This is a genomic window from Rhizobium sp. BK399, assembly GCF_014194695.1.
GTDB lineage: Bacteria > Pseudomonadota > Alphaproteobacteria > Rhizobiales > Rhizobiaceae > Rhizobium.
Map to the genome: position 1 here is coordinate 88,190 of NZ_JACIAH010000005.1, position 26,177 is coordinate 114,366.

At 60.7% G+C, this 26,177-nt stretch carries 20 protein-coding genes; 9 read left to right on the top strand and 11 right to left on the bottom strand.

Translation table 11 applies throughout. The annotated features are described in order from the left end of the window. Positions 1–247 precede the first annotated feature (247 nt). From FHT97_RS12965 to FHT97_RS12980, 4 genes are all read left to right on the top strand, one after another. Positions 248–745 carry a histidine phosphatase family protein gene (locus FHT97_RS12965; RefSeq protein ID WP_183862652.1) on the top strand — a complete coding sequence of 166 codons (498 nt, stop codon included), beginning with the start codon at positions 248–250 and terminating at the stop codon, positions 743–745. Positions 746–821: 76 nt separating this feature from the next. Then, positions 822–2,297 carry a YcjX family protein gene (locus FHT97_RS12970; RefSeq protein WP_183862654.1) on the top strand — a complete coding sequence of 492 codons (1,476 nt, stop codon included), beginning with the start codon at positions 822–824 and terminating at the stop codon, positions 2,295–2,297. Next, positions 2,294–3,373 carry a TIGR01620 family protein gene (locus tag FHT97_RS12975; protein ID WP_183862656.1) on the top strand — a complete coding sequence of 360 codons (1,080 nt, stop codon included), beginning with the start codon at positions 2,294–2,296 and terminating at the stop codon, positions 3,371–3,373. The genes FHT97_RS12970 and FHT97_RS12975 overlap by 4 nt, the downstream gene beginning before the upstream one ends. Before the next feature lie 210 nt (positions 3,374–3,583). Beyond that, positions 3,584–4,135 carry a hypothetical protein gene (locus tag FHT97_RS12980; RefSeq protein ID WP_183757480.1) on the top strand — a complete coding sequence of 184 codons (552 nt, stop codon included), beginning with the start codon at positions 3,584–3,586 and terminating at the stop codon, positions 4,133–4,135. A gap of 52 nt (positions 4,136–4,187) precedes the next feature. On the opposite strand, the gene folK is transcribed toward FHT97_RS12980, so the two are convergent. The 3 genes from folK to folP are packed head-to-tail and all read right to left on the bottom strand — an operon-like array spanning position 4,188 to position 5,930. Continuing rightward, on the bottom strand, positions 4,188–4,706 hold the full coding sequence (gene folK, locus FHT97_RS12985) for a 2-amino-4-hydroxy-6-hydroxymethyldihydropteridine diphosphokinase (RefSeq protein WP_183862658.1): 519 nt from the start codon (positions 4,704–4,706) through the stop codon (positions 4,188–4,190). Further along, entirely contained in the window at positions 4,699–5,067 is a 369-nt protein-coding gene (gene folB, locus FHT97_RS12990) for a dihydroneopterin aldolase (protein ID WP_183862660.1), read from the bottom strand. Before folB ends, folK begins: the two co-directional genes overlap by 8 nt. Then, complete coding sequence (gene folP, locus FHT97_RS12995; RefSeq protein WP_183862661.1) at positions 5,064–5,930, bottom strand: dihydropteroate synthase; 867 nt, start codon at positions 5,928–5,930, stop codon at positions 5,064–5,066. The genes folB and folP overlap by 4 nt, the downstream gene beginning before the upstream one ends. A gap of 98 nt (positions 5,931–6,028) precedes the next feature. Here folP and FHT97_RS13000 point away from each other — a divergent pair, with 98 nt between their 5' ends. After that, positions 6,029–6,655 (top strand): DUF922 domain-containing protein, encoded by a 627-nt coding sequence (locus tag FHT97_RS13000; protein WP_183863016.1) that lies wholly within the window; start codon positions 6,029–6,031, stop codon positions 6,653–6,655. Positions 6,656–6,945: 290 nt separating this feature from the next. Here the strand turns inward: FHT97_RS13000 and FHT97_RS13005 are convergent, their stop codons facing one another. Both FHT97_RS13005 and FHT97_RS13010 read right to left on the bottom strand, forming a co-directional pair. Further along, positions 6,946–7,266: a 2Fe-2S iron-sulfur cluster-binding protein gene (locus FHT97_RS13005; protein WP_027511814.1), complete on the bottom strand. Its 321-nt coding sequence runs from the start codon at positions 7,264–7,266 to the stop codon at positions 6,946–6,948. A gap of 204 nt (positions 7,267–7,470) precedes the next feature. Further along, a complete protein-coding gene (locus tag FHT97_RS13010; protein ID WP_183757484.1) occupies positions 7,471–7,839 on the bottom strand; it encodes an Hpt domain-containing protein in 369 nt (122 codons plus the stop codon). Between the two features lie 468 nt (positions 7,840–8,307). Between FHT97_RS13010 and FHT97_RS13015 the strand changes: the two genes are divergently transcribed. Then, complete coding sequence (locus FHT97_RS13015; protein ID WP_183862663.1) at positions 8,308–14,973, top strand: hypothetical protein; 6,666 nt, start codon at positions 8,308–8,310, stop codon at positions 14,971–14,973. A 179-nt stretch (positions 14,974–15,152) separates the two neighbouring features. Here the strand turns inward: FHT97_RS13015 and FHT97_RS13020 are convergent, their stop codons facing one another. From FHT97_RS13020 to FHT97_RS13035, 4 genes are read right to left on the bottom strand one after another with little or no spacing between them, the layout of a single operon-like run. Continuing rightward, a complete protein-coding gene (locus FHT97_RS13020; protein ID WP_183862665.1) occupies positions 15,153–15,761 on the bottom strand; it encodes an ABC-type transport auxiliary lipoprotein family protein in 609 nt (202 codons plus the stop codon). Between the two features lie 22 nt (positions 15,762–15,783). After that, entirely contained in the window at positions 15,784–17,154 is a 1,371-nt protein-coding gene (locus FHT97_RS13025) for an MlaD family protein (RefSeq protein ID WP_183757487.1), read from the bottom strand. 9 nt (positions 17,155–17,163) lie between these two features. Continuing rightward, entirely contained in the window at positions 17,164–18,009 is an 846-nt protein-coding gene (locus FHT97_RS13030) for an ABC transporter ATP-binding protein (protein WP_183757488.1), read from the bottom strand. Positions 18,010–18,018: 9 nt separating this feature from the next. Continuing rightward, the gene (locus FHT97_RS13035) at positions 18,019–19,188 is read right to left on the bottom strand and encodes an MlaE family lipid ABC transporter permease subunit (protein ID WP_183862667.1); all 1,170 of its coding nucleotides are present in this window, start codon (positions 19,186–19,188) and stop codon (positions 18,019–18,021) included. Between the two features lie 99 nt (positions 19,189–19,287). On the opposite strand from FHT97_RS13035, the gene dgcA reads away from it, so the two are divergent. Then, positions 19,288–20,271: an N-acetyl-D-Glu racemase DgcA gene (gene dgcA, locus FHT97_RS13040; protein WP_183862669.1), complete on the top strand. Its 984-nt coding sequence runs from the start codon at positions 19,288–19,290 to the stop codon at positions 20,269–20,271. Here the strand turns inward: dgcA and FHT97_RS13045 are convergent. After that, positions 20,223–21,443: an MFS transporter gene (locus FHT97_RS13045; protein ID WP_183862671.1), complete on the bottom strand. Its 1,221-nt coding sequence runs from the start codon at positions 21,441–21,443 to the stop codon at positions 20,223–20,225. The genes dgcA and FHT97_RS13045 overlap by 49 nt on opposite strands. A 160-nt stretch (positions 21,444–21,603) precedes the next feature. After that, positions 21,604–22,428, bottom strand: a complete 825-nt coding sequence (locus tag FHT97_RS13050; RefSeq protein WP_114712829.1) for a UDP-2,3-diacylglucosamine diphosphatase — start codon at positions 22,426–22,428, stop codon at positions 21,604–21,606. Between the two features lie 226 nt (positions 22,429–22,654). On the opposite strand from FHT97_RS13050, the gene FHT97_RS13055 reads away from it, so the two are divergent. Together FHT97_RS13055 and FHT97_RS13060 are read left to right on the top strand one after the other, a co-directional pair. Further along, positions 22,655–24,967 (top strand): NADP-dependent malic enzyme, encoded by a 2,313-nt coding sequence (locus FHT97_RS13055; RefSeq protein ID WP_183862673.1) that lies wholly within the window; start codon positions 22,655–22,657, stop codon positions 24,965–24,967. A 127-nt stretch (positions 24,968–25,094) separates the two neighbouring features. Beyond that, a complete protein-coding gene (locus FHT97_RS13060) occupies positions 25,095–26,177 on the top strand; it encodes a DUF2865 domain-containing protein (RefSeq protein ID WP_183862675.1) in 1,083 nt (360 codons plus the stop codon).

The window sequence follows — 26,177 nt, forward strand, 5'->3', positions numbered from 1 at the left end:
CTGGCGGGTGTATATCGCGAGCACTGCGGTTGATTCAAGCCAAATACGCTAGGTAAACAGTTTTTTAAATCTGTCATATTTTTACGCTAACAGACTATTTTCTCACCACTATTCCGACGAGCACGTGTTTCGCTCCCGGTAACCCCACACTTTCCTACCCTGGATTTAGCGGCGACTCCTGCCGGCACGGTTGACGCGCGGGCCGCTCACCCGCTACTGAAAAAGTCCCTTCGACGTGGATTTTCCTATGGCTGCAATCACGCCTCCGCCCTCCCGGATTTATCTGCTGCGGCACGCCGAAGCTGCCTGGGCCGCACCTGGACAACGTGATTTCGACCGCCCGCTGAACGACAAGGGCTATGCGGACGCTGAGATCGTCGCCGACAAGGCTGCCGACAAAGGCTACAGGCCGGATCTGCTTCTGAGCTCCACAGCTGCGCGTTGCCGGGACACTGCTGATGCCGTGCATCGGGCCATGGGCTCTACGCTTGACCTCCGGTTTGTCGACGCCCTCTACAATGCCTCGCCGGAGGTCTACCTTGAGATCATCGACGCACAAGAAACCATCAATTCAGTAATGCTTGTCGGCCATAACCCAACGATGGAACAGACGCTCGAAGCGTTGATTGGGCACGAGGCGCTCTGTCAGGCGCTGCCGACCGGCTTTCCGACGGCCGGCCTTGCGGTTCTGGACTATGACGGCGGGTTGCCAGGCTGGCGTCTCGTTGATTTTGTGATCGACTAAGGTCTTTTCGCGGAACGTCTTTTCGCGTCGACCTGCGGTCCCTATATGGCTTGTCACGATCCACCGGAATTCCGCCTTGCCGCCCAGCCTGACCTCCTTTTCCGACGACGCGCGCATTGCCCTGGACAATTTTGCCGACCGGGCGTCGGGCCTGATCAATCCCACCGTGCGCCTCGGCGTGACCGGCTTGTCGCGTTCCGGCAAGACGGTCTTCATCTCATCTCTGGTCCACAACCTTCTGCACGGCGGTCGTCTGCCACTCTTCGAACCCGTCCAGTCCGGTCGTGTTTCGGCGGTGCGGCTTGAGCAGCAACCGGACGATGCAGTGCCGCGCTTCCAGTACGAGGATCACATTCGCTCCCTCGTCAAGGATCGCGTATGGCCGGACTCGACGCGGGCGATCTCCGAACTGCGCATCACGTTGGACTATCAGAGCGCAAGCGGCTGGAACCGGCTGTTCTCGCCAGGCAGACTATCAATCGATATCGTCGACTATCCCGGCGAATGGCTCCTCGATCTGCCGCTGCTCGCAAAGGACTACCGGACATTCAGCGAAGAGACGATCGGCTTGGCGGAAGCCGGCATTCGCGCAGAGCTTTCGCAAGCTTGGTTGGCGCTCACTCACGCCACCGACGTCACTGCTTCGGCCGACGAGATGCGCGCGCGCGACCTCGCCACCGCCTTTTCTGATTATCTCAAGGCCTGCAAAGCCGACGAACGCTCGCTCTCGACGCTTCCGCCGGGCCGCTTCCTGCTGCCGGGAGATCTCGATGGCTCGCCGGCCCTAACCTTTGCACCGCTCGCACTTCCGCCGGAAGCTAAGCCCCAAAAGGGGTCCATTTGGGCAATGATGGAGCGACGCTATGAGGCCTATAAGTCCGTCGTCGTGAAGCCCTTTTTTCGCGAGCACTTCGCCCGCCTCGATAGACAGATCGTGCTCGTCGATGCCTTGCAGGCCATCAACCGTGGCCCGGAGGCGGTACAGGACCTCGAACGAGCCCTGACGGACGTTCTGGCTTGCTTCCGCCCAGGCACGAATTCCTGGTTATCCTCATTGCTCGGCCGCCGGATCGACCGCGTTCTCGTCGCGGCGACGAAGGCCGACCATCTGCACCACGAAAGCCATGATCGGCTTGACGCCCTCACCCGCCGCCTGGTCGATCGCGCGGTGCATCGGATTGGCATGGCCGGCGCGGGCATTGATGTCATGGCGCTCGCATCGGTCCGCGCCACTCGCGAAGCCACTGTGAAACGCGACGGCCATGACCTCCCGGTCATCGTTGGAACACCAATCGAGGGCGAAACCATCGGCGGAGAGCGCTTTGACGGTCAAAAGAAGACGGCGATCTTTCCCGGCGACCTGCCCGCGGATCCCGAGAGCCTGTTCGAGCGGATCGAATCGGGAGACAGCGATGTTTCCCTGCCCGATGTGAGCGTAGTGCGTTTCCGTCCGCCCCACCTTGAGGAAACGGGTGGCGGCATAACGCTCTCGGTTCCGCATATCCGCCTGGACCGTGCCATGCAATTTCTGTTCGGAGATCGCCTCGCATGATCAAGCCACCGTCCGAACGCCCCACACCTCGCGCGCCGGCCGCCTTTTCTTATGAAGAGGATACACCGGCTCGACCAGCGATCGAGACCAAACACCGCCCGCGGCGGCCCGGCAGCTTCACCGACGATGTCGTGCTGACCGCCGACGAGGATGACCCATTCCTTAGTCCCGAAAAGGATGTCGCGCCAATTCCGGTCGCAATCACGCGCAGGCGCGGCGCGTCGTTTGGGAAAATCGCGGCTGCCGCGTTCGGCATTCTTTTCTCGCTCGCTTTCGGCCTCTGGACCGATAGCCTTATCCGCAATCTCTTCAGTCGCGCCGACTGGCTGGGCTATGCGGCGCTTGCTGCGCTCGGAATTGGCCTCTTGGCGGTGATCGCCATCGTTATCCGTGAAACAGCCGGCCTGATGCGGTTAGCAGCCGTGCAGGAAATCAAGACGGAGGCCGAGGCCGCCATTGTTGAGCCGAAGCCGGCGAAGGCACGCGCACTGGTCAAGCGCCTCGAGACCCTGCTTTCCAGCAAACCTGAAACTGCCAAGGGCAGAGCGACACTGACGGCGGCAGAGGGCGATATTATCGACGCACCGCAGCTGATCGCTCTCGCCGAACGGGAGCTTCTGGCGCCGCTCGATCGGCAGGCACGCGCGTTGATCGTCAACGCATCGAAGCGCGTCTCTATCGTCACCGCCGTCAGCCCGCGCGCGATCGTCGACCTGCTGTACGTGCTTTATGAGGCCGCTCGGCTGGTCCGAGCTATGGCGGAGCTCTATGGTGGACGACCGGGGACGCTGGGGATGATCCGACTGATGCGGGACGTGCTGGCGCATCTTGCCGTGACCGGCTCGATCGCCGTCGGCGATAGTCTGGTGCAGCAGGTGCTTGGGCACGGACTGGCATCGAAACTGTCCGCGCGACTCGGCGAAGGCGTCATCAACGGGCTTATGACCGCCCGCATCGGGATCGCCGCGATGGATCTCTGCCGTCCGCTTTCCTTCCACGCGCTGAAGCGTCCGGGAATCGGCGACTTCATCGGCGATCTAACGCCGTCCATGACGTCGCGCGACAAGAGTTCTTGAGAATTGACAGTTTTCTAACGCTTGCCAGGCGCTGAACGGCGTGGGAAAATACTTGCTACGAATTCAACAGGGTAGCGTCCCGATCAGGACGATCGGCACCTGCGAGACGCCCTGAAATTCAGCGCTTTTCGGCCCGCAAGAAACCAACCATTAACCATTCTGCGGCAAAACTTGGAACCAGTTAAGCGATGGTGTCGCTAGGGAAAATCCATGTATTCGCGCAAGTTTCTTCTTCTTTTCGGGCTCGCTGCCGTGGCGTTGTCACCGGTCGCCGACATGGCTCCGTCCGCAACGGCGGCAACACGGGATAAGGCCTTCTTCGAGTCAATCGCCGGCACCTGGCGAGGTCCCGGCGAGATCGTCGCTGGCAAGTACAAGGGTACGAAATTCACCTGCAACCTCGTTGGCGAACCGGTAAGCGCCGGCGGCACGGGGATCAAGCTCGACGGGAGCTGCAGGGTCGGTGTCTTCAAGCAACCCATGACGGCGCTGATCACCCAGTCCGGCAATTCCTACAAGGGCAAGTTCCTTGATGGCGCCGAGGGCAAGGGGCTTGACGTCGTCTCGGGTGCGGTGACGCCGGATACTGTGGTTGTCGGTCTCAACCGCTCCAAGCTCAACGGCGCGATGATCGCCCGCGTCCGCGACGACAAGACAATGAACGTTACCGTATCGGTGAAGGTCGAAAGCCAAATGGTCCCGGTGATCGGCCTTACGTTGACGCGTCAGGTCGACGAAATCACCGTCGGCTCTGTCGAATAGAGCGTCAGGATAAGTCTTTGCAAAGCGACGGATTTTCCGCCGCTTTGTTGTTTCAGGCCGTATGCCACCACTCGCCGGTCTGGTCAGCTATTTCGATCCCCTGCACATCTGCCTTTGCCAGCCATTGACGAACGGTCGCGCCGCTGACCCGCAGATCCGGGGCAATATCAGCGAGCGGCATAAGCACGAATCCACGATCCGTCATGCGTGGATGCGGAAGCTCCAGCCGCGGCGCCGATTGTGCCACATCGCCGTAGGTCAGAATATCAATGTCCAGCGTCCGCGGCCCCCAGCGCTCGATGCGCTCGCGCTTCATGCCCCGCTCGATATCAAGGCAGACATCGAGAAGCGCCTCGGGACCAAGCGTCGTCTTGACCGCGGCACAAGCATTGAAAAAATAGGACTGGTCGGTCTTTCCCCACGGCGGGGTGCGATAAAGCCGCGAGACAGCGACAACGTGACAGTCGCGCCTCTGGTCAAGTGCCCTCAGCGCGAGGGCCATGGCGTGGACGGGATCGCCGAGATTGCCGCCAAGTCCGAGCGTGGCGGTATCGAAAGTAGCCTCAGGCAAAGTGTTCGACGCTCACCTGAACGAAATCAAGAACGCCCGGCACCGGCGCGTTGGGCTTGCGGACCGTGATTTCTGCACGCTTGATCTGCGGAAATGTCGAACACAGCCCCTTGGCGATATCAAGCGCAAGCGCCTCGATCAGATACCGACGCTTGCCGGTGACAATCTCCTCGATCACCGTGAATGCGATCCCATAGTTGACGGTATCGTTGATCGAATCGCTCTGCAGTGCATCGCCGGCGACAACGTCGAGTTCGGCATCCACGAAGAAACGCTGACCGAGAAATTCCTCTTCGTCGTGAACGCCATGCCGGGCAAAGAAGGCACAGTTCTGAAGCGTGATGGTGTAGGTGGTGCTCATGCCAAGGTTCCCTGCTCGAAGCTACAGCGCGCCGCAAGCATAGCATCGGCGATGGCCAGAGCGTCCCTGTTGATTGCGACATCGTGTACGCGAAAAATGCTGGCTCCCGCCAGACGCAGCAGCGCGCTCGTCGCCGCCGTCCCAACGTCTCGATCGGCGGCTTCCCTGCCGGTGACGGCGCCGACAAACCGTTTGCGCGAGGTTCCGGCAAGCAGCGGAAATCCCAAGCGGTGCAGTTCGCCGAAACGGGCCATCAGCTCGATGTTTTCCTGCGTGTCCTTCGCAAAGCCGAAGCCGGGATCCAGCACGACGTGATCCTTACGTACCCCAGCTGCGGTAGCGATTTCGAGCGAGCGCTCCAGGAAAGCAAACTGGTCGGCAATCACGTCCGGAAGCTTGTCCCGGTCGCGACCGGTGTGCATCAGGCACAGCCCCGCACCGGTATCGGCAGCAATATTCCCGATTTCCGGCTCCTTCTGGAGCCCGAATACGTCGTTGATGATGTGCGCGCCGGCGCCGACGGCAAGCCGCGCGGTCTCGGCCCGATACGTATCGATCGAAATCAGCGCGTCAGTCTTACCACGCAGCGCCTCGATGACCGGCAGCACCCGCGCCTGCTCTTCAGAGGGAGTAACGGCGGCAGCGCCCGGGCGTGTCGACTCCCCGCCGATATCGATGATGTGAGCTCCCTGGTTCGCAGCTTCGAGCGCATGTGCGACAGCCCCTTCGACGCTCTCATATCGCCCGCCGTCGGAAAAGGAATCCGGTGTCACATTGACGATCGCCATGAGCACGGAACGCGCGCCCAGTTCGACCTCACGACCATGCCCGACGCGCCAGAAACTGCTCCTAAGCTGTGTCAACGGCATTCATCCTATCGATCGAAAAAAGCGCCAGCGATATTGCGCTGGTCGTGGCTATGCCCCAAGCTCCGGCAAACTTCAACATGAGTATCTGCAGAATGCTTTTCGTACCGCGTTATATGCCGCTCCTCCTCGGGTTTTCCATGGCCATAGCCGCCTGCGGTCCAGCTGCCGCTGCCGTCATCGCGACGCGAAGCTACTCATACTTCACCATCAAGGGCAAAACCGCCGACCAACTGGATCAGCAACTGAGCAGCAACGGACCGACCGCGAGCGGTTCGTCAGCTCGTCACCCGGGAGCCACCAAGATTCGCTTTGGCGGCGACGCCACCTATGTCCAGGCGGGAGGGCGATGCCGGGTAGGCAGCGCCAAGGTCACGGTCCACACACAGATTATCCTTCCCCGCTGGACCAACCGCAGAGGTGCGAGCAAGCAGTTGTCGATGATATGGGACGCTCTGTCGAGCGACATCAGGCGGCACGAGGAGCGGCATGCCGAGATTGCTCGAAACCAGGCGCGCATCATGGAAAGGCAGATCCTCGCCCTTCCACCACAGTCCACTTGCGAACGCATGCAGGAACTGGTCACCGATGTCTCGACACGCGGAATCGACGAACACGACAGGCTGCAGGCCCGATTCGACCGAATCGAGGCCGTCAATTTTCAGAACCGGATGATAAGACTTCTGAACAATCGGATGAAAACATCCGGCGGCGAAAGATAGCCGATTCTCAAGCTTAAGGCGATCACAGAAGTTTAGCCGCGTAACGAAACTTGTGTGAAACTGCAGTCGCCCCAGTGATTTACTGGTTATTTCTCGGTCTAGCTAAATCAACTACAACGCGCTAATATTCAGACATTCGAAAGTTCAGGTTCGTAAGCCCGAACTTTCACTCCTGGGTTCTCCTGGCGCGTTGCGAAGCCGCGGACGATCCTCCCTCGTCCGTAGGTAATGCGCCTACCTCGCCTCGCTCGTCTAACGGCCAGCGAGGCTTTTTTTGTGCGGAGTGGCGATCAGGCCTGACGCTCGGGCACGTGGACGATGAGTCCGTCCAGGACGGCCTTCATTCTGATCTGACAGGAGAGGCGCGACGTCGGACGCACGTCAAACGCGAAATCGAGCATGTCTTCTTCCATCGCCTCAGGTGGACCGACGCGCTCCGTCCACTCGTCGTCGACGTAGACGTGACAGGTCGCGCACGCACAGGCGCCGCCACACTCGGCCTCGATGCCCGGCACCGAATTGCGCACGGCATTTTCCATAACGGTCGATCCCTGGTCGACATCAAGATCAAAGCGCGTGCCGTCGAAGGCGACAATAGTCAGTTTGGGCATAGTGATTTCCGGTAGTCGTCAATGGGAGGGTCTGGATTTTTTCTTCCAACAAATCGTCGAGGCAGTCAACATCGACCGCTGATACCCTTCATCACAGATTGGGAAGCGACGCGCTTGTCAAAATGCGTCACGCTGACGGTCACAAAAAGACCCGCTGCTCCGAAATGGATCAGCGGGCCGATTTCTGCGGCCGACTTGCGTCGCTTAACGGCAAAGCTTGAGAATGAAATTCTCGGCCTCAATCACCGCAATGCCAACCGCCGCCATCGTTGCAGCGTCGCCGCAATTGCCCTCGAGCGCCTCAGCGGCCGCATGAACGCGGAACGCGCCGACCGCGCTGGCAGCGCCCTTCAGGCGATGCGCCGCAGCTTCAATCGTCTTGATGTCGCCGGAAGATATTTCGTGCAGGCAAGCGCGCGCCTGCCGCGCAAACATCTGCAGAACTTCGATTTCCAGGCTCTTGTCGCCCATTGTCTGGTTTGCCAAATGCACAAGATCCACGGGACGCTCCTGCGATGGGCGTGGACCCTTGCAATTGTCGGGTGCCGCAAACGCAATACTGACTGCTGCCATGTGCCAATTCTCCGGTCGTCTAGCCCCGCTGTTAGATGATCGTGCGGGCGCCATGTGGGCATCGCGTTAAATTCCGGCACATTCGGGGCGGATTTCTCAGGATATGGTTAACATCGACTAAACCTCGTTAACCCTTTGGTTTTTAAGTGCGCACGTTTGTTAAATGGTGTTAACAAGACCTTAATATCGGGGGATTTGACTGGTTGCGTTAATTGTCTAGCAGTCCCGGATGTGTCACTACGATACTACTGGGCGAGCTCTCCGGTCCCTGCCTTTGCTCGCCAAGTGGATAATGGTAATGTTTTGATACCGTCTGTATGAAAAAGCAGCTATCCACTCTGAAATGATATGCTTATCCGTCCTCGGCAGCGTGGACGGGCGGGCTCAGAGGCTAAGGTTTTGTTCGGGCTCGGCGGGAAGCCCGGATGCGTTGTTGAACCGGCTGGGATGTAACGAGGCGTAACGTAAATGGCGAACAACAAGTACAACGAGTCGATCGAGGACAAGGCGTTCAAGGCATTGGACGAAGCGCTCCAGATCGACTTCGGAGAAGACGATACGCTGTCTCGCAACGGCAAGACCGACGCCCCGGAGGCCAAATTGTCCGAAACACCAAGTGCCCGCAATCAGCAGAACCAGACCGATGCCAAGCGCGCCCGCGCTGCTAGCACGCCTCGCCAGCCCGAACAGCCGTCACGCGCTCCATCCTTCGCCGCCAACGACGCCAACCGCATATCGCCGGCTTCGCTTCTGAAGTCCCTCGAGAACGGCTCCAGCCGATCGGCTATGCGCAATGCAACCCTCGTGTCGCTTTTGTGGATCGTCGGCGGACTCGGCCTGATGGCCCTGCTCTATTCGCCGCAGATCTGGCAGATCCGATCGATCGCCGATCTTTTGGGACTGCCCGGCGTCATCGCCGGCTTTATCGGCATTATCGTGCCGGTGCTGTTGTTTTATGCCTTCGCGGTCATGATGGCCCGCGCCCAGGACATGCGCAATGCCGCACGCTCCATGGCCGAAGTTGCGCTCCGCCTCTCGGAGCCTGAGACCGTTGCCTCCGAACGCATCATGACGGTCGGCCAGGCGGTTCGCCGCGAAGTCTCGGCAATGAACGAGGGCATCGAGCGCACCATTGCCCGTGCGTCCGAACTGGAAACCCTCGTCCACTCCGAGGTCAACGCGCTCGAGCGCAGCTACGCCGACAACGAGTTGCGCGTGCGCGGCCTCGTACACGAGCTTGGCTCGGAGCGCGAAGCGATCGTCAACCACGCCGAGCGCATTCGTACGTCGATCTCAGGCGTCCACGATCAGCTCAAGGAAGACCTGTCGCTTGCGACAGAGGAAATCGCGGTACGCCTCGCAACCTCCGGCGAAGCCTTCGCGTCGATGATCGACACCCGCGCCGCGGCGATCACTGAAAAATCGGAGTCGGCGATCCAGTCGCTGGGCACGCTGCTCGCGGCTAAGACGGATTCGCTGCTGCAAACGCTGACCTCCTCCGGCTTCGCGCTCACCAACGAATTCGACACACGGTTGGACTCTCTCACGTCGAGCCTGAGCGAACACGGAGATCAGATCCTTCGTCAGTTCGAAACGCGTGCGTCCACGATGGACAGCAACGCCGAAAAGCTGAACGCGGCGTTGAACGACCGTGCCCGTCAGCTGAACGAGATCCTGATTGCCCGCACCCGCGAGATCAATGAGAGCCTGACGGGCGGCGAACGCACGATCAGCACCACGCTTGATGACGTCCTCTCCAAGCTGAACAGTGCTCTCGACGAGAAGGGTTCGAGCTTCCGCCAAAGCCTGCAATCCAGTGTCGACGACACTATCATGGATCTCGACCTGCGCTCCGGCTTCTTCGACGAGAGACTGCAGGCGACGGTCGCGCAGCTGTCGACCTCGTTCGATGAACGCGTTGCTGAATTCGCCAACGCCTTCGACAAGCGGGCCGGCTCGCTCGATACGAAGCTCATGGAGAGCCTGAATCGCATCAACGAGACTATGACCGGTGGCTCGGAGTCCCTGAACGGCATTCTGAGCTCGAGCATCGACCGGCTTGGCGCATCGCTGACCGACCAGTCCTTCGCACTGGCAACGGCCCTCGCGACCAGCCAGGAAGTCATGGAAAGCTCGCTGGCAGGCAAGGTTTCCGAGGTTACCGAAGCGATCCATACCCACACGACGGGTATGACGTCGGCGTTAAGCCACGCAACCTCCGAAATCTCGCTGGCGCTGGCATCCGGCACGTCGGAACTTCACAACAACCTCTCGGCGCGGGCGACGGAGTTCCGCGACACGCTGCTGTCCACGACCTCCGACCTGAGTTCCGCGGTATCCGCCGGTACCGAGCAGATCACTTCGGCGTTTGGCCGTGCCGACGATCTGAACACGATGATCTCGAGGCGCGCCGCTGATATTACGCAGGCGCTCGACTCGGCGCACGAACGGATCGACGGCGTCATGGCCAATCGCGGTGGCGCGCTGACGACAGCCCTCGCCGACAGCCAGGAACGATTCGAGAGCACCCTTGCAAGCCGTTCCGAAGCAATCATCAACGCCGTCGCCGGCAGCCATGAGCGCCTTGCCGAAACGCTCGACGACAAGGCGATGACACTCGCGATCTCGCTCGACGAAAGCCAGAACCGCTTCGAGGATACGATCGCCAAGCGTGCCGACTCGATCGCGGCTTCGATGGCCAGCGGCCACGAACGGTTCGCCGACACTCTTGATGAAAAGGCGATGACGCTCGCCATTTCGCTCAATGAGGGCCAATCCCGCCTCGCCGATACACTTAGTCACCATATTGAGACCGTCGCAAACCAGCTCGCAGGCGGCCATGACAAACTCAGCGAAGTCCTTGACGACAAGGCGATGTCGCTCGCCATCTCGTTGAACGAGGGGCAGTCCCGCCTCGCCGACACGCTCAGCCACCATGTCGAGAAGGTCGCAAACCAGCTCACCGGCAGCCACGAGAAGCTCAGCGACGTTCTGGATGACAAGGCGATGGCGCTCGCCATCTCCCTCAACGAGGGACAATCCCGCCTTGCCGACGCGCTCGGTCACCATGTCGAAACGATCTCCAACCAGATCGCCGGCGGCCACGAGAAGCTCACGGAAGCTCTCGACGATAGGGCAATGGCGCTCGCCATTTCCCTGAACGAGAGCCAGACCCGTCTCGAAGACACGCTCGGTCATCATGCTGACGCGATCAGCCATTCACTCACCGGCGGTCATGACCGGATCACCGAAGCGCTCGATGATCGCGTCATGGCGCTCGCCGTATCATTGAACGAGGGTCACAGCCGCATCGAGGACGCGCTTGGGCGGCGCGTCGATACCATCGCCAATTCGATTGCCACGGTTCAGGACCGTCTTTCCGATACGCTCGACGAGAAGGCCATGGCGCTCGCGATCTCCTTCAGCGAAAGCCAGAGCCGCTTTGACGACGCGCTGGAAGCGCGCACCAATGCGTTGCTCGACACAGTGGCTGGCGCAGAATCTCGCGTTGCCGGCGCCCTCGTGGACAAGTCCGACGCAATTCGGAGCGCTTACACCGAGAGCCAGGAACGCCTCGAGCGTTCGCTGAGCGATCACGCAGCGACGCTGGCCGGCACGCTTTCGACCGGCGGAGACCGTATCGAGCAACTCACCGGCAGCGCCGCCAGCCGCATCGAATACAGCTTGAGCGATGCGCATCAGCGACTAGAGACACTGCACGGCAGCGCCGCATCCCGGATCGAAGGAGGCCTTGCCGCCGCCCACGATCGCTTCGAGGCTCTGACCGGCAATGCCGCGACGCGCATTGAAGGGGGCTTGGAATCGGCCCATGAGCGCATTCGTTCGACGCTCGCTGATCGCGAGCAGGCGATCAATCTGGCGCTCAGCGATGCGCACAGCCGCATCAGTGACACGCTCTCCGATCAGGCGACGACGATTGGCGCATCGATCGCGACCAGTGTCGGCATGCTGGAAATGTCGCTGGAAGACCATGAGGTCTCGCTTCGCCAGACGATCGACAACAGCGCCCGGGCGCTCGAAGATCGGCTGCGCGACAGCACGGGCCACATTGCCGGTCGGTTCCAGGAGTCCGCTAGCGAGATCTCGCGGTCGGCGGAAACCTTCTCTTCGCAGCTCGACCAGTCCATCGAGGGCATGACCGGCCGCTTTGCGGAAACGGGCTCTCGTGTCGAAGCCGGCCTTGCCGCTCTCGAGAATCGCATTCGTGACGGCGTCGGCGGTGTCGCCGAGCAGGTCGATGCTGCTGGCGGTCGCCTGTCCGACACATTGTCCGACGGTATCTCCCGCCTCGGAACGCTTGGCGAAGAAGCAACCGACCGGATTGCGGCGGCGCTCAACGACAGCGCCGCAAAGTTTGCCGAAACGCTTGATGGCCGCACCGCCAACCTCACGACGGAAATCGACAGCCGCACGGCCAATCTGACCTCCGGCATAGACAGCCGCGCGGCAAGCATCGGCGAGGCAATGGAACGTGGCAGTGCGCGCATCGAAGAACGCCTGTCGACCATGGACCGAGCCCTGACGGTCGGCCTGGATGCGGTCAACCGCACAATTGAAGGCAAGGCCGCCGGCCTTGCTGCGTCGCTGCGCAGCGCGGTCGCTGAAACGACACAGGGAATGGATGACGAAGCCGCCCGCGCCGCCGAAAACCTCGGCCGCACGGGGCAGCAGTTTGCCGAAAGCCTTGAAGGCAAAAGCAACGAGTTCAGCCGCGCAATCGAGGAACGCTCCGAACAGATCGTCGGTCGGGTCTCGGAAGCCCAGAACCGCCTCGCCGGCCAGGCAGCGGCCGTCGCTCAAACCTTCTCGGAAGCTGGCAACGCAATCATCAAGAAAGTCGCGGAAGCCGAGACCTTGGTCAGTGGCCAGGTTGGTGCCATTTCCCGCGCTCTCGGCGACGCACAAGCGACCTTCGAAAACCATGGCGCCGGCATCCGTACGACGATTTCCGACGCAAGCGAGGGAATCGCCTCGACTATGGCTGAAGTGGAACGCGCCCTGGAAGCGCGTGGGAACGCGATCCGCTCAAGCCTGGAAGATCGCACACGCGAAATCGACTCGACGTTGACGGACGTCGAAAAGGCGCTCGATGCACGCGGCAGCGCCATCCGCACGACACTGGACGACCGCACGCGCGAACTCAACTCGATGCTTGCCGGCCGCTCCACCGAGCTGTCGCGCATCCTCGACGAGACCGCACGCCCACTGATCGACCGTTACGCTGAGGCTGGCAAGGACGCCGCCGCTCGCATCACTGCGGCAACCGAACGGAGCACCGAGCGCCTTCGCAGCGAAAACGAAGCCTTGATCAACGCGATTGCCGCACGCACCGAGAGTGCGTCTTCCGCCGTCGATGCGATGGAAAGCAGCCTGCTTACCAACGTCAACCAGCTGATCGAGCGCCTGTCGGACAACAGTTCCGCCATGGGCCAGATGATGAGCCGTGCGACCGAGAATCTGGCCGCGGTCGATGGCCGCCTCGGCGATACGACCTCGCGCTTCACCGAGTCCGCATCGAAGGCCGCTGAGATGGTGTCCGCATCGACGCGTCTGCTCGAGGGCAAGGTCGATCGTCTCTCCGATATCTCCGGCCAGACGCTTGCCCAGGTCGGTGGGATCATCGGTCGCTTCGACGAGCATTCGAAGGTCCTCAGCCAGGCATCCGGGCTGCTTGCGGCGGCTCAATCGAATCTCGTCTCGACCCTCGAGGATCGCGAAACCGCGCTGCAGAACCTTTCTGTTGGTCTCGTCCAGCGCTCGGAGGAAATCGAAAAGACGATGCGCTCTCTGGGTGGCATGGTCGAATCCGCCTTTGACCGCGCCGAGCAGCGCTCCAACCAGGTCAGCGGGACGCTGCGTGAAAGCGTGCAGTCTTCGTTCTCCGACATAGGCCGCGTTCTCTCTGAAACCGAAAAGCGTGCGGAGGAAGCAGCCGCGACCATGCGCGCAGCCCTCGAAAAGGCCGGAGAGGAAGCCAACGCAACGATCGATGGCGCATTCGGCAACGCCGAGCGCCGCTCCGGCGAGCTTTCCAACCGCCTGCGCGGTGGCCTGACGGCATCGCTCTCGGAAGTCGAGCGGATGCTTGGCGAAGCCGGTCGCCAGTCCGACGGTGCGGCCCAGCAGATGCGCGAATCGCTTCGCGAAGCAGTCGACGAGGCTGTGGCCCGCTTCTCCGGTGCTACCGAGGAAATTCGCCGCTCCGCCGGCGATATCCGCAAGGAACTCGATATGACCCGCAGCGAGTTGAAGCGCGGTGCATTCGACCTTCCCGAGGAAGCCAAGGAGAGCGCCGCCGCAATGCGCCGAGCCGTGGCCGAGCAGATCAAGGCGCTGCAGGATATCTCCCACATCGTTGGTCGTTCGACCCAGCAACTGGAGATTTCCGAGCCTGCGCCGCGTGCCATTCCGCAGCCGCAACCTCAGCCTGCCCCGCGTCCGGCCCAGCCCGCTGTTGCCCAGCAGGCACCCCAACCGGCTCCTCCGGCGGTCCCGGCTCCGACTCCTGCCGTGACACCCTCGCCGATCGAAAACTTCGGTCTACGCGGCTCGCTGACACCGCCGGCGCCTGCCACTACAACACCGCAGCGGGCACCTGTGGCCGCACCGGCTCCGGCCTCCCCGGCAACCGGCGGCTGGATCAGCGACCTCCTGCGCGGAGCCTCGCGTGAAGAGGCCGCCGAGGAGGCTCCAGCGCGGCAACCGGCACCGCGCGCAGAGACACCCGCTCCGGCGCCGGCCCGCACGTCCGACAGCCGCAACCCACGCCACGTCGTCGAATCCTTGAATTCGCTTTCCGTGGATATCGCCCGCGCGATCGATCATGACGCATCGGTCGATCTGTGGCGTCGCTATCAGCGTGGCGAGCGTGATGTATTCACCCGCCGGCTTTATACGCTCAAGGGCCAGCAGACCTTCGACGAGATCAAGCGCAAGTACGATCGCGAGCCGGAATTCCGCACCGCCGTCGATCGCTATATCGCTGACTTCGAGAAGCTGCTTGCCGATGTCTCCCGTGGCGATCGCGACAAGACGATCACGCAGTCCTATCTGACCTCGGACACCGGCAAGGTCTATACGATGCTCGCCCACGCAGCCGGACGGCTGAAGTAAGCGCTCGGAAATCAAAAATGGCCGCCTTTCGGCGGCCATTTGCATTTCCGGAAGTTGCCCTTGCAAAGATTCGGCTAAGACCTTCTTTAGACTTCAGGCCAAGCCGCACACGTCCGTCTATTTGTCGCGGCTACGCCTCCATGGGCCTGCGGCGCTTGCCGTCCGCGCCCACGCAAGAATCAGATCGACTGCAGCGTCCACGCGACGATCTCAGCGGCTACGGCCGAGAATGCACCATCAAGGCCCTTCACCAGGCCATCGTTGGAGCCACCGGCAGGCACGACCTGTCTGAACACCTTCTGAGTGCGTACGGTACCGTTGCGATCATTCAATATCTTCGCTGAGATCTCGACAACCGCGCGGCTGCCACTGGTGGTGTCGATCTCAAAGGACCGGATATCCGTCACGAGCTGGTAGTCGATAGCCAGCCCCTGGCCCGGTACACCGACGCCACCGACCTTGCCCGAGTTCTCATAGGCCTCGACCAGCTTCGCTTGAACAATGCGCGGCAGCTTGTCGCCCCATTGCGCCTTGGAAAGATACTGTATTTGCGAGGGAGCGACCCGAACGACGATCTGCTCGCTGTCGATCGCCTTCAGTGCAGTCGGCTGCTGCACCAGGATTTGCCGGCCTTTCGCCGCTGGTCCACTGCCGGTCACCGAACCGGATAGATCGTAGGTGTCGTTCTTTGCAGAGGTTCCGCAGCCGGCAAGGCCTGCCAATAGCGGCAGCGCGATCGCGGTTGTCGATAGCCACGAACGACGCTGAACCAGATCCGATACGGCCATATGCGCTCCCCTAATGTCCCTTTTAACGCCGCGTCCGGCCGTCATATTGCTTTACAGTATCGCCGCCGAAGATCAGCCGCTGCGGATTGCGGTCGAAGTCACTGATCGCATTGCTAAGGTTTTGTACGGTGGAGCGTGTGTCGTTGATCAGCGACTGCATATCTCGCAGTCCACCGCTGGAAAATTTCTGCAGATTGTCGGCGATCGGGCCAATGCGAGAATTGAGGTTGTCGGCCACCTTCTTGAAGGAGGTAAGCGTGTCACGCGCTTGCGCAAAAAGCGACTGCGTGTTGTCGGTCCCGAGCAGCGCATCCAGCTTGACTAGAATGCCGTCGACGCGCGTGGACGCCGAGTTCAGCTTGTTCGCCATTTGCGACACGTTCTGGATTGTCTGATCGATGTCCTTCTGTCGCGCAGCAACCGTGTTCGCGACGTCCTTGATCGAGGCGACAGCGGTGCGCGCATCCTTGGTCGCCTGCGAGATGTCGTCGACGGACCCTTTGACCTTGGCCGGATCGATCTGTGCTACAAGCGTATCCACCCGGTCGAGTGTCGCCTGTGCCTTCTTGCCGAGGTCGTTGTAGGTCGTTGCTGTCTCCTGGAACTTCTGGATCGCTCCCTTGAAGTTGCCAGATGCATCCGCGACGTCGCGGCTAACTTTCTCGGCATTGCTGAGAATGGTATCGATCTTCTTCGCGTCGACGGCCTTCACAAGTGCCTCGATTGCCTCAAGCGTCGAGTCGACGCGACCAGAAACCTTGCGAATGGTATCGGAGAGCTGCCCGACACTTTGCAGGAACGAGTCGATGTTGCCGGAGTTCTTGGCCAAGGCGTCGGAGAACGTCTCGGCGTTCTGCAGCGTTTTGGTCAGTGGTCCGCGCGCGTCTTTCACAAACCCCTGAACCTGCCCGATGGCATCGTTGGCGCGGTCCAGAATCTTATCCGCTGTCGCCAGCAGATTCGTGACACTCGATTGATCCGCCACGATCACCGCTCGCTTGCCGCTATCGATCGATTGCTGAAGGATGTTTTTTTCGCCGATCTTGCCGCCCGAGAGTTCGATATAGGCCGCACCCGTCAAGCCCTGGATTTCCAGGATGGCTTTTGTCGATGGATAGATCGGCGCGTCGACTCGCACCTCGGTGAAGGCGAGTGAGAAGCTCGGATCATCGGCGTCGATCGATAGCGACTTGACCGAGCCGACCTGAATGCCGTTGAACCGCACCGGCGAGCCGACGCTCAAACCGTTCGCGGAGCCCGGAATGCGGACGATCAGCTCCGCCGTCGGACCGCCACGCCCGTATTCGGCCATCCAATACACGAAACCGAACGCCGCTGCGATAACGAGCACCGTGAAGAAGCCGACAATCGTGTAGTTCGCTTTTGTTTCCATCGTATCCGCTCACTTCCCGCGGCTATCTTGCGCCAGGCTGTTCTCGCCGGCGTGGCCACTCTGCGGCACGATCGAACGCGCCCGCTTGCCCTTGAAATAGGCCTGAACCCACGGATCGTCGTAGGCCAGCATGTCGTCGATCGTTCCCTCGACCAGTACCCGCTTCTTGCCAAGCACAGCAATGCGATCACAGACCGAGAAGAGACTGTCGAGATCGTGGGTGACCATGTAGACGGTCAGCCCGAGCGTGTCCCTAAGTCTCGCTATAAGCTCGTCGAATTCCGCGGCACCGATCGGGTCGAGCCCTGACGTGGGCTCGTCGAGGAACACCAGTTCGGGGTCGAGCGCCAAGGCGCGCGCAAGCGCCGCACGTTTAATCATGCCGCCCGAAAGCTCCGACGGGTATTTGTCGGCAGCATCCGCCGCGAGCCCAACCAGTCGAATCTTCAATTTTGCCAGTTCGTCCATCAGCGACTGCGGCAGGTCCAGATACTCGCGCATCGGCACCTGGATGTTCTCCTTCACGGTCAACGACGAAAACAATGCTCCCTGCTGAAAGAGCACGCCGAGCCGCATATCGAGTGCATTGCGCTGCGGCTCGTCGAGCTCGTCGAAATCCTGGCCGAGAATCTTGATGTTTCCCGAGCGGCGCGGCAGCAGCCGAAGCACGGTCCGCATCAGCACCGACTTGCCCGTCCCCGAGGCGCCGACAAAGCCAAGAATTTCGCCGCGATAGATATCGAGGTTCAGATTGTCGAGAACGACCTTGGACCCGAAAGCGACCGTCACGCCGCGCGCCGACAGCACGACATCCCGTCCTTCATTGTTCCCGGTCTGTGTAGGCTGTCCGTCCACGTACAATCCTTAGAAATTGATGGCCGCATAGAACATGGCAAAAAGCCCGTCCATGAGGATAACGACGAAAATCGCCTTCACGACCGCAGCGGTCACGTGCTGTCCAAGCGACTCGGCGCTGCCGCCTACTTTTAAGCCTTCAACCGCCGCGACGATACCGATAACCAGCGCCATGAACGGCGCCTTGATCATCCCGGACAGGACCGTCGACAGCGTAATCGCTTCATGCAGGCGCGAGATGAAGTTCGCGAAGGTGATGCCGGAGTACGCCCAGGCGACGACGGCTGCACCGGCGAGCGAAGCAAAGTTCGCAATCACGGTCAGCAGCGGCAACGCCACAGTCAGGGCAACCAGTCGCGGAAAAATGAGAACGCCGACGGGATTGAGCCCCATCACCTTCAGCGCATCAACCTCCTCGCGCATCTTCATCGAGCCGATTTCGGCGGTAATGGCGCTACCGGAACGGCCGGCGATCATGATTGCCGTCAGAAGCACGCCGATTTCGCGAAGCTGCAGAATGCCAACCAGATCGACGACGAAGACTTCGGCGCCGAAGTAGCGGAGCTGAAAGGCGCCCTGCTGTGCGATGATCGCGCCGATCAGGAACGACATCAGCAATATGATCGGCACCGCGCGTACGCCCATATGGTCGATCTGGTTGACGATCGACGCTGGCGAAACGCCGCTACCCCGCCCGAATTTCATTTGGGCGCCGCGGACAGCGGAGCCGAGAATGTACATCGCGGCCGCGAGATTGTTCCAGATATCGAAGGTGATCTTGCCGATCGGCGCGAAGATTCGTTCCGCCAAGCCTGGACGTCGTTGCGGCTCCTGGTCGAGCTGCGGCGGCTCTTCGGAAAACTCCGCGATCATTTCGTCGATATGTTCGTTGCTGCCTTCGAAGCGCACGGTACCGCCCGCACCCTCAACTTGCTTCTTCAGCCGGCAGAGCAGCCAGACACCCGCCGTGTCGATATCGGTCACGCCCGACAGATCGAGGGTCACTTCGCCAGATCGAGCGGCGGTAAGCTTCTCGAAGTCACGCAACACGAGATGCAGGTTCGCGCTCCGCCAGTTCCCCTCGATATGAACGAGCTGGCCCGATCCATGGGTTTGGTCGTCCACATGCAGTGACGCGGCGTTACGGGTTTCGGACTTCAAAACGCTTGTGTCTTTCAAGGCTTACGGCGACATTGCCGACTCGCGAACTAACGGTTCGCCGCTTCGGATCAATATACCCAAGCCACACCAAATTTCCATGCGCGCAGGATTGCAAATATGCCACGGTCACTTGAAATTCAGACGGAATCCTTCCCCATTTCAGGCACGTTTACGATCTCGCGCGGCGCCAAGACGTCAGCAGACGTGATCCTCTGCACAATCCGGGAGCACCCGATCGCCGGCCGGGGCGAATGCGTTCCCTATCGCCGTTACGGCGAGACGATGGAGAGTGTTGCCGCACAGATCGAAGCGGCAAGGCCGTTGATCGAGGGTGGCCTGACGCGCCTGGAGCTACAGCGCGCCATGCCGCCAGGAGCCGCACGCAATGCAGTGGACTGCGCCCTCTGGGACCTTGAGGCCAAGAGTTCGGGCAACACGGTCGCCAAGAGCCTCGGCCTGATCAAGCCCCAATCGCTGACGACCGCCTTCACGATCTCCCTCGGCGAGCCCGACGTGATGGCGGACCAGGCGCGCGCAAATGCCGGGCGCGCGCTCTTGAAAGTCAAGGTCGGCACTGGTGACGACGAAAGCCGAATCCGCGCTGTTCGCGCCGCTGCGCCGGATGCGGCTATTATCCTCGACGCCAATGAAGGCTGGCCGGAAGACACGCTGGAGCACCATTTACGCATTGCTGCCGAAGCGGGTATCGCTTTGGTCGAACAACCGCTGCCGGCAGGCAAGGACGAACTTCTTGCAGAGATTCGCCGGCCGGTCCTCGTCTGCGCGGATGAGAGCGTCCACCACACCGGCGATCTTGCGAGCCTTCGCGACCGCTACGACGCGATCAATATCAAGCTCGACAAAACCGGCGGACTGACAGAGGCGCTGGCCATGAAAAAGGAGGCGCAACGCCTTGATTTCCAAATCATGGTCGGCTGCATGGTCGGCACGTCACTGGCAATGGCGCCTGCCGTGCTGCTGGCGCAGGATGCTGAGTTCGTTGACCTTGACGGGCCGCTGCTTCTCGCTCGAGACCGCGACCCGGGTTTGCGCTACACGGCCTCGCTCGTCTGGCCGCCGGAGATCACCCTCTGGGGCTGAAGATAATAAGCCGCGATAACAAGACCGAGGCCCGTTAGGGCGACCACTGCCATGACGTAATAGCTGGCGAGGCCGAGCCAGGCGTAGAGGTAGCCGGAGGCAATTGTCATCAGCCCCAGGAACATGCCGTTGTAGAAGAAATAGGCGCCCTGGGCCGACGATTCCTGGGTCTCCTGGACGGTGGCAACGATCCGGCGTTGCACGCCGGTATGCACGAACGCATAAGTGCAGGAATGCATGCACTGGAGCAGAAAGAAGCCCCAGAAGCCCCAGTGCATCGGGAACAGTATCCAGCGGCAGACACTGACGGCCGCACCGAAGCGAATCAAGGTCCAGGCGCTGAACCGACGGTTCAGCCGGCGCGAGAGAAAGAACACAGTCACCTCGGCCGCGACGCCGGCGCTCCACAGCACAGCGATCTGCGTGCCGGAAAAACCGAGTTCACGCCAGTAGAGCGACGCAAAAGCCTGCAGAACCGCGTGGCTCGATTGCTGGATGGCGACTCCGATCAGCAAGGCCAGCAGATGCGGTTGACGCAACGAACTCCCGGTCGCCGCCGAAATATCGACAGGCGTGCCACGTCTGCGTGTCGGACCAATCCGCGGACAATAGATCGCCATGACCACTGTCGTGACGAAACCAAAGGTCATCACGGGCAGCACCATCTCTCCGCCCCAATGCCCGATCAACTGCCCGCCAATCAGGGTGGACACAATAAACGCGATCGAGCCCCAAACCCGCATCGACCCGTAGTCCAGCCCCCAGCGCCTTACACCCGAGATCACGATCGATTCCACGACCGGGACGTAACAGGCAAAAGTCGCGCCCTGGATGGTATAGACGATCAGCACTGGCCAGAACGTATTTGTCCAGTAAAGCGCAATCGCCGTCAGCAGCGACAGGCTTCCGGAAAACAGCAATACATCCGCCCGCTCCTTCATGCGGTCGGCATACATGGCGACAATAGGTGCAACGAGCACGCGTACGACCATCGGCACTGCCAGGATGACGCCGATCTGATGATCGTTGAACTCGTGCAGCGCGAGCCACATCGGGAAGAACGGCAAGGCAACGCCATTAACAAGCAAAGGCGCACAGTAAGACAAGGCACTGAGAAGCCGAAAGCGCGGTGGCGCGCCCTCACTTGCCGGAGGATTTTGAGCGGGAATCATGATGGACCTGCAGGAAACTGAACGCTGCCTAGCACGTCAACCTAAGGGCGACTATGGCAAGAACTTGCCCATCGAAAACGTTTTAGAAAATAAATAGGGCCTGTCGCAAAGACACAACGGGCTAAATTCATACTGTGAATTGCGGGAGCAAAGGCCGCGACTAGGCAGCCTGCGGCGCGACTTCCTTTTCGCGGTGACCGATAGCCATCGGGATTGGCTGTATTCCGCTCATTGAACGCCACTCGATCAATTCGAAGGTGCCATCCTGATGTTCGGCAATCGCCGTGCAGCTTTCGACCCAGTCGCCAGTATTGATATAGCGGATGCCATCCATGTCCTCCATCACGGCATGATGGATGTGACCGCAGATCACCCCGTCTGCGCCATGCTTGCGGGCTTCGTCGGCGACGACGCGCTGGAACTCGCCTATGAAATTGACAGCGTGCTTGACCTGCAGCTTGGCCCACGCCGAAAACGACCAGTAGGGCATACCCATCTTGCGGCGGATCGCTGCCAGGCCGATGTTGATCATGATCGCCATGTCGTAAGCCCAGTCGCCGAGATAGGCGAGAAGGCGCGCATTGCGGACGACGACGTCGAACTCGTCGCCATGCAGGACCAGGTATTTCTTGCCGTCGGCCGTTTCGTGCATCATCCGCTCGGCAACCTCGATGCCGCCGAAATGGGTGCCTGGAAAGTCACGGAGGAATTCGTCGTGATTGCCCGGGATATAGATAACCCGCGTGCCTTTGCGCGCTTTGCGCAGCAGCTTCTGCACAACGTCGTTGCAATCCTGCGGCCAGTACCAGCTTCGCTTCAGCCGCCAACCATCGACGATATCGCCGACAAGAAAGATCGTGTCCGCGTCGTGATGCTTGAGAAAATCCAACAGGAAGTCCACCTTCGCGGCCTTGGAGCCGAGATGCACATCGGAAATGAAAAGCGTACGGAAGTGCCGCGTATCCATGTTGTCCCTCACAAGCATCCTGCTCGTGTCCCATCGTTCACCTGCCTCTCCAAAACCAGAGTCGTGTTTCAGGAAGATGACATGCCGCTTTCCCGGTTGATTTTCCCGGCTCCTGTCGACTAGCGCGGATGTCAGGAGAGATTCGCGTTGTTTTCGCATTTCGATGGAAATTCCGACTGTTCCGCCATGCCGTTTGATGTATTGAAAACATTTCAAGACAGCATGCGGCAGCCCGGAGGCGATGATGGATCATCACGAAAAGTCCAAGACGGAAAAGAATTTGGCAGGTGGAAGCCTCGATGAGCAGGCGCTCTATTTCCATCGCTATCCGCGTCCGGGCAAGCTCGAGATTCAGGCGATCAAGCCGCTCGGCAACCAGCGCGACCTGGCATTGGCCTATTCCCCCGGTGTTGCAGCACCCTGTCTCGCAATCCGTGACAATCCGGAGACAGCCGCCGACTATACTTCGCGCGCCAATCTGGTAGCGGTCATCTCCAACGGCACCGCCGTTCTCGGCCTCGGCAATATCGGCCCGCTCGCCTCAAAGCCTGTCATGGAAGGCAAGGCCGTCCTCTTTAAGAAATTCGCCAACATTGACGTCTTCGACATCGAAGTCGAGGCATCGAGCGTTGATCATATGGTCTCGACCGTCGCTTCGCTCGAGCCGACCTTCGGCGGCATTAATCTCGAGGATATCAAGGCGCCGGAATGTTTCGAGATCGAGCGCCGCCTTCGCGAGACCATGAAGATCCCGGTTTTCCACGATGACCAGCACGGCACTGCCATCATCGTCGCCGCGGCGATCCTCAATGGCCTCGAACTGGCGAACAAGAAGATCGACGAGGTCAAGATAGTTGCCTCCGGCGCTGGCGCTGCCGCCCTTGCCTGCCTCAATCTGCTCGTTACGCTGGGCGCCAAGCGCAAAAACATCTGGGTCCACGACATCGAAGGTCTGGTCTACGAGGGCCGCACCGAACTGATGGACGAATGGAAGAGCGTTTACGCCCAGAAAAGCGACACCCGCACGCTTGCCGAAAACATCAGTGGGGCCGATGTTTTCCTTGGCCTTTCCGCAGCCGGCGTGCTGAAGCCGGAACTGCTGGCGCAGATGGCCGAAAACCCACTGATCATGGCGCTCGCCAATCCGACGCCGGAGATCATGCCCGATCTCGCCCGGGCAGCGCGTCCCGATGCGATGATCTGCACTGGTCGTTCCGATTTCCCGAACCAGGTGAACAACGTTCTCTGCTTCCCCTATATCTTCCGCGGTGCGTTGGATTGCGGCGCAGTCACGATCAACGAGGAAATGAAGATGGCCGCCGTGCGCGCCATCGCGGCATTGGCGCGCGAGGAACCATCTGACGTCGCCGCCCGTGCGTATTCGGGCGAAACTCCTGTCTTTGGCCCCAACTACCTGATCCCCTCGCCCTTCGACCCGCGCCTGATCCTGCGCATCGCCCCGGCCGTTGCAAGGGCCGCTGCCGAAAGCGGCGTCGCCGTCCGTCCCATCACCGATTTCGACGCCTACCTCGACCAGCTTAACCGCTTCGTCTTCCGTTCGGGCTTCATCATGAAGCCGATCTTTGCCGCCGCGAAGAATGCCGAGCGCAAGCGGGTAATCTTCTCCGAAGGCGAAGACGAGCGCGTCCTGCGCGCCGCGCAGGTTCTGCTTGAGGAAGGTATTGCCGAGCCAATCCTGATCGGCCGCCCATCGGTCATCGAAACACGCCTGCAGCGCTACGGCCTGCGCATCCGGCCGCTTTCGGATTTCGCCGTCATCAACCCGGAAGACGACCCCCGCTTCCGCGAGTATGTCGATCTCTACTTCTCGCTGGTCGGACGCCGTGGGGTCATTCCGGAGGCCGCCCGCACGATCGTTCGTACCAACACCACTGTGATTGGTGCACTGGCGCTGAAGCGGGGCGAAGCTGATGCACTGATCTGCGGCCTGGAAGGCCGCTATGAAAAGCATCTCCGCGATGTCCGTCAGATCATCGGCAAGAGGCACGACGTCTGCGATTTCTCCGCCCTCAGCCTCCTGATTTCCCAGCGCGGCGCCACTTTCTTCACCGACACCTACGTCACCTTCAATCCGAGTGCCGAAGAAATTGCCGAGTCGACAGTTCTTGCCGCCGAGGAAATCAAGCGCTTCGGCATCACCCCGCGCGCTGCTCTCGTATCCCATTCGAATTTCGGTTCGCGTGAGTCCGAGAGTGCGACGAAGATGCGCGCTGCGCTTCAGCTTGTGCGCGAGGCTGCACCTGAGCTCGAAGTGGACGGCGAGATGCACGGCGAAAGCGCCATCTCCGACGCCCTGCGCAAGCGTGTCATGCCTGACACCACTCTGCACGACGAAGCGAACCTGCTGGTCTTCCCGAACCTCGATGCGGCAAACATCACACTCGGCGTCGTGAAATCGATGATCGACGGATTGCATGTGGGACCGATCCTGCTTGGCGCTGCACTCCCAGCGCATATCCTGGCGCCGTCCGTGACCTCGCGCGGCGTCGTCAACATGGCCGCCCTCGCCGTCGTCGAGGCTTCACAGCCAGCGTGATTTGCGGCGGATGGAGAATATGCGCTAAGATTTCAACCGCAGCCTGCTAACAAGCAGGCTGCGGCAGAGGCGAGGCACAACGCCGCGCCTATAACCGCTCGTATTTGCTCACCGATGGGACCGTGCTTTGAACCGCTGGATTCTGTCACTCGCAACAGTGCTTACCTTCACCGGCCTGGCCCATGCCCAGGTGCCGGCAATCTGTGGCGACCTACGGGCGCGGCTCGCCGACCTGCCTGAGATCATTGGCAGCACGCCTGAGGTGCGCAAATTCGCGAGTGCCATTGCTGAACAGAACCTTGAACTGCGCAAGCTCCGCAGCGATCTGCGCCAGAACGGTTGCACGAGCGGCAGCATGGTCGTGATCGGCGATGACGACGGCTATTGCGGCGAGCTCGAGCGCGCAGAGAGCAAGATGGTCGACAACATCCGTTATCTGCAGCAGCGGCGCGATGAATTGCGTGGCCAGAGCCAGGATGTGCGCACGAGAAACGAGCTGCTGACGGCACTCGACGACAACGGCTGCAATGACGAGCAGTGGCCCGAGGACCGCGCAGAGGGATACGCAGCGCCGCCGAGCATCGAAGACCAGGCTATGCGCAACGACACCTTCATACCTTTAGGTGACGATCCTAACCAGCGCCGATACGGTTTCGGCATGTCGACTCTCTCTCATCTGAACACCGTTTGTGTCCGAACCTGCGACGGCGGCTTCTTCCCATTGAGCTCGAATGCGACCTCCCAGGACTTCCCCCGTGACGCCGATACCTGCTCGAAGATGTGTCCAGGGATCGACACCGAGCTTTTCTATCATGACGTCTCCAGCACCGAGACATCACAGATGATTTCGGCCGCGACGGGCGCTCCCTACAGCGCCATGCCGAATGCCTTCGCCTACAAGAACCGCAAGCCTGGCGAAAAATCGTCCTGCAGTTGCGATCTCAACGGCTACTACGAGCGGATGCGAAAAAGCCAATCGATCAGCGAACCTCCACAGCAGGGATCAATTACGACGATCGAAACCAAAAAGCCCGAGGCCAAGGTCCAGTCCGTTACCCCCGCGGCTTCGCAGCCACAGGCACCTGACAGGCCTTACGATCCGGCAACCAGCAAGGTCCGCCAGATCGGCCCACAGTTCCTGGCCGGCGACCAAGGCACGATCGACCTGAAGAACCCGGCAAAGCCGGGCCCTCAGCCGCAGCAACAATAG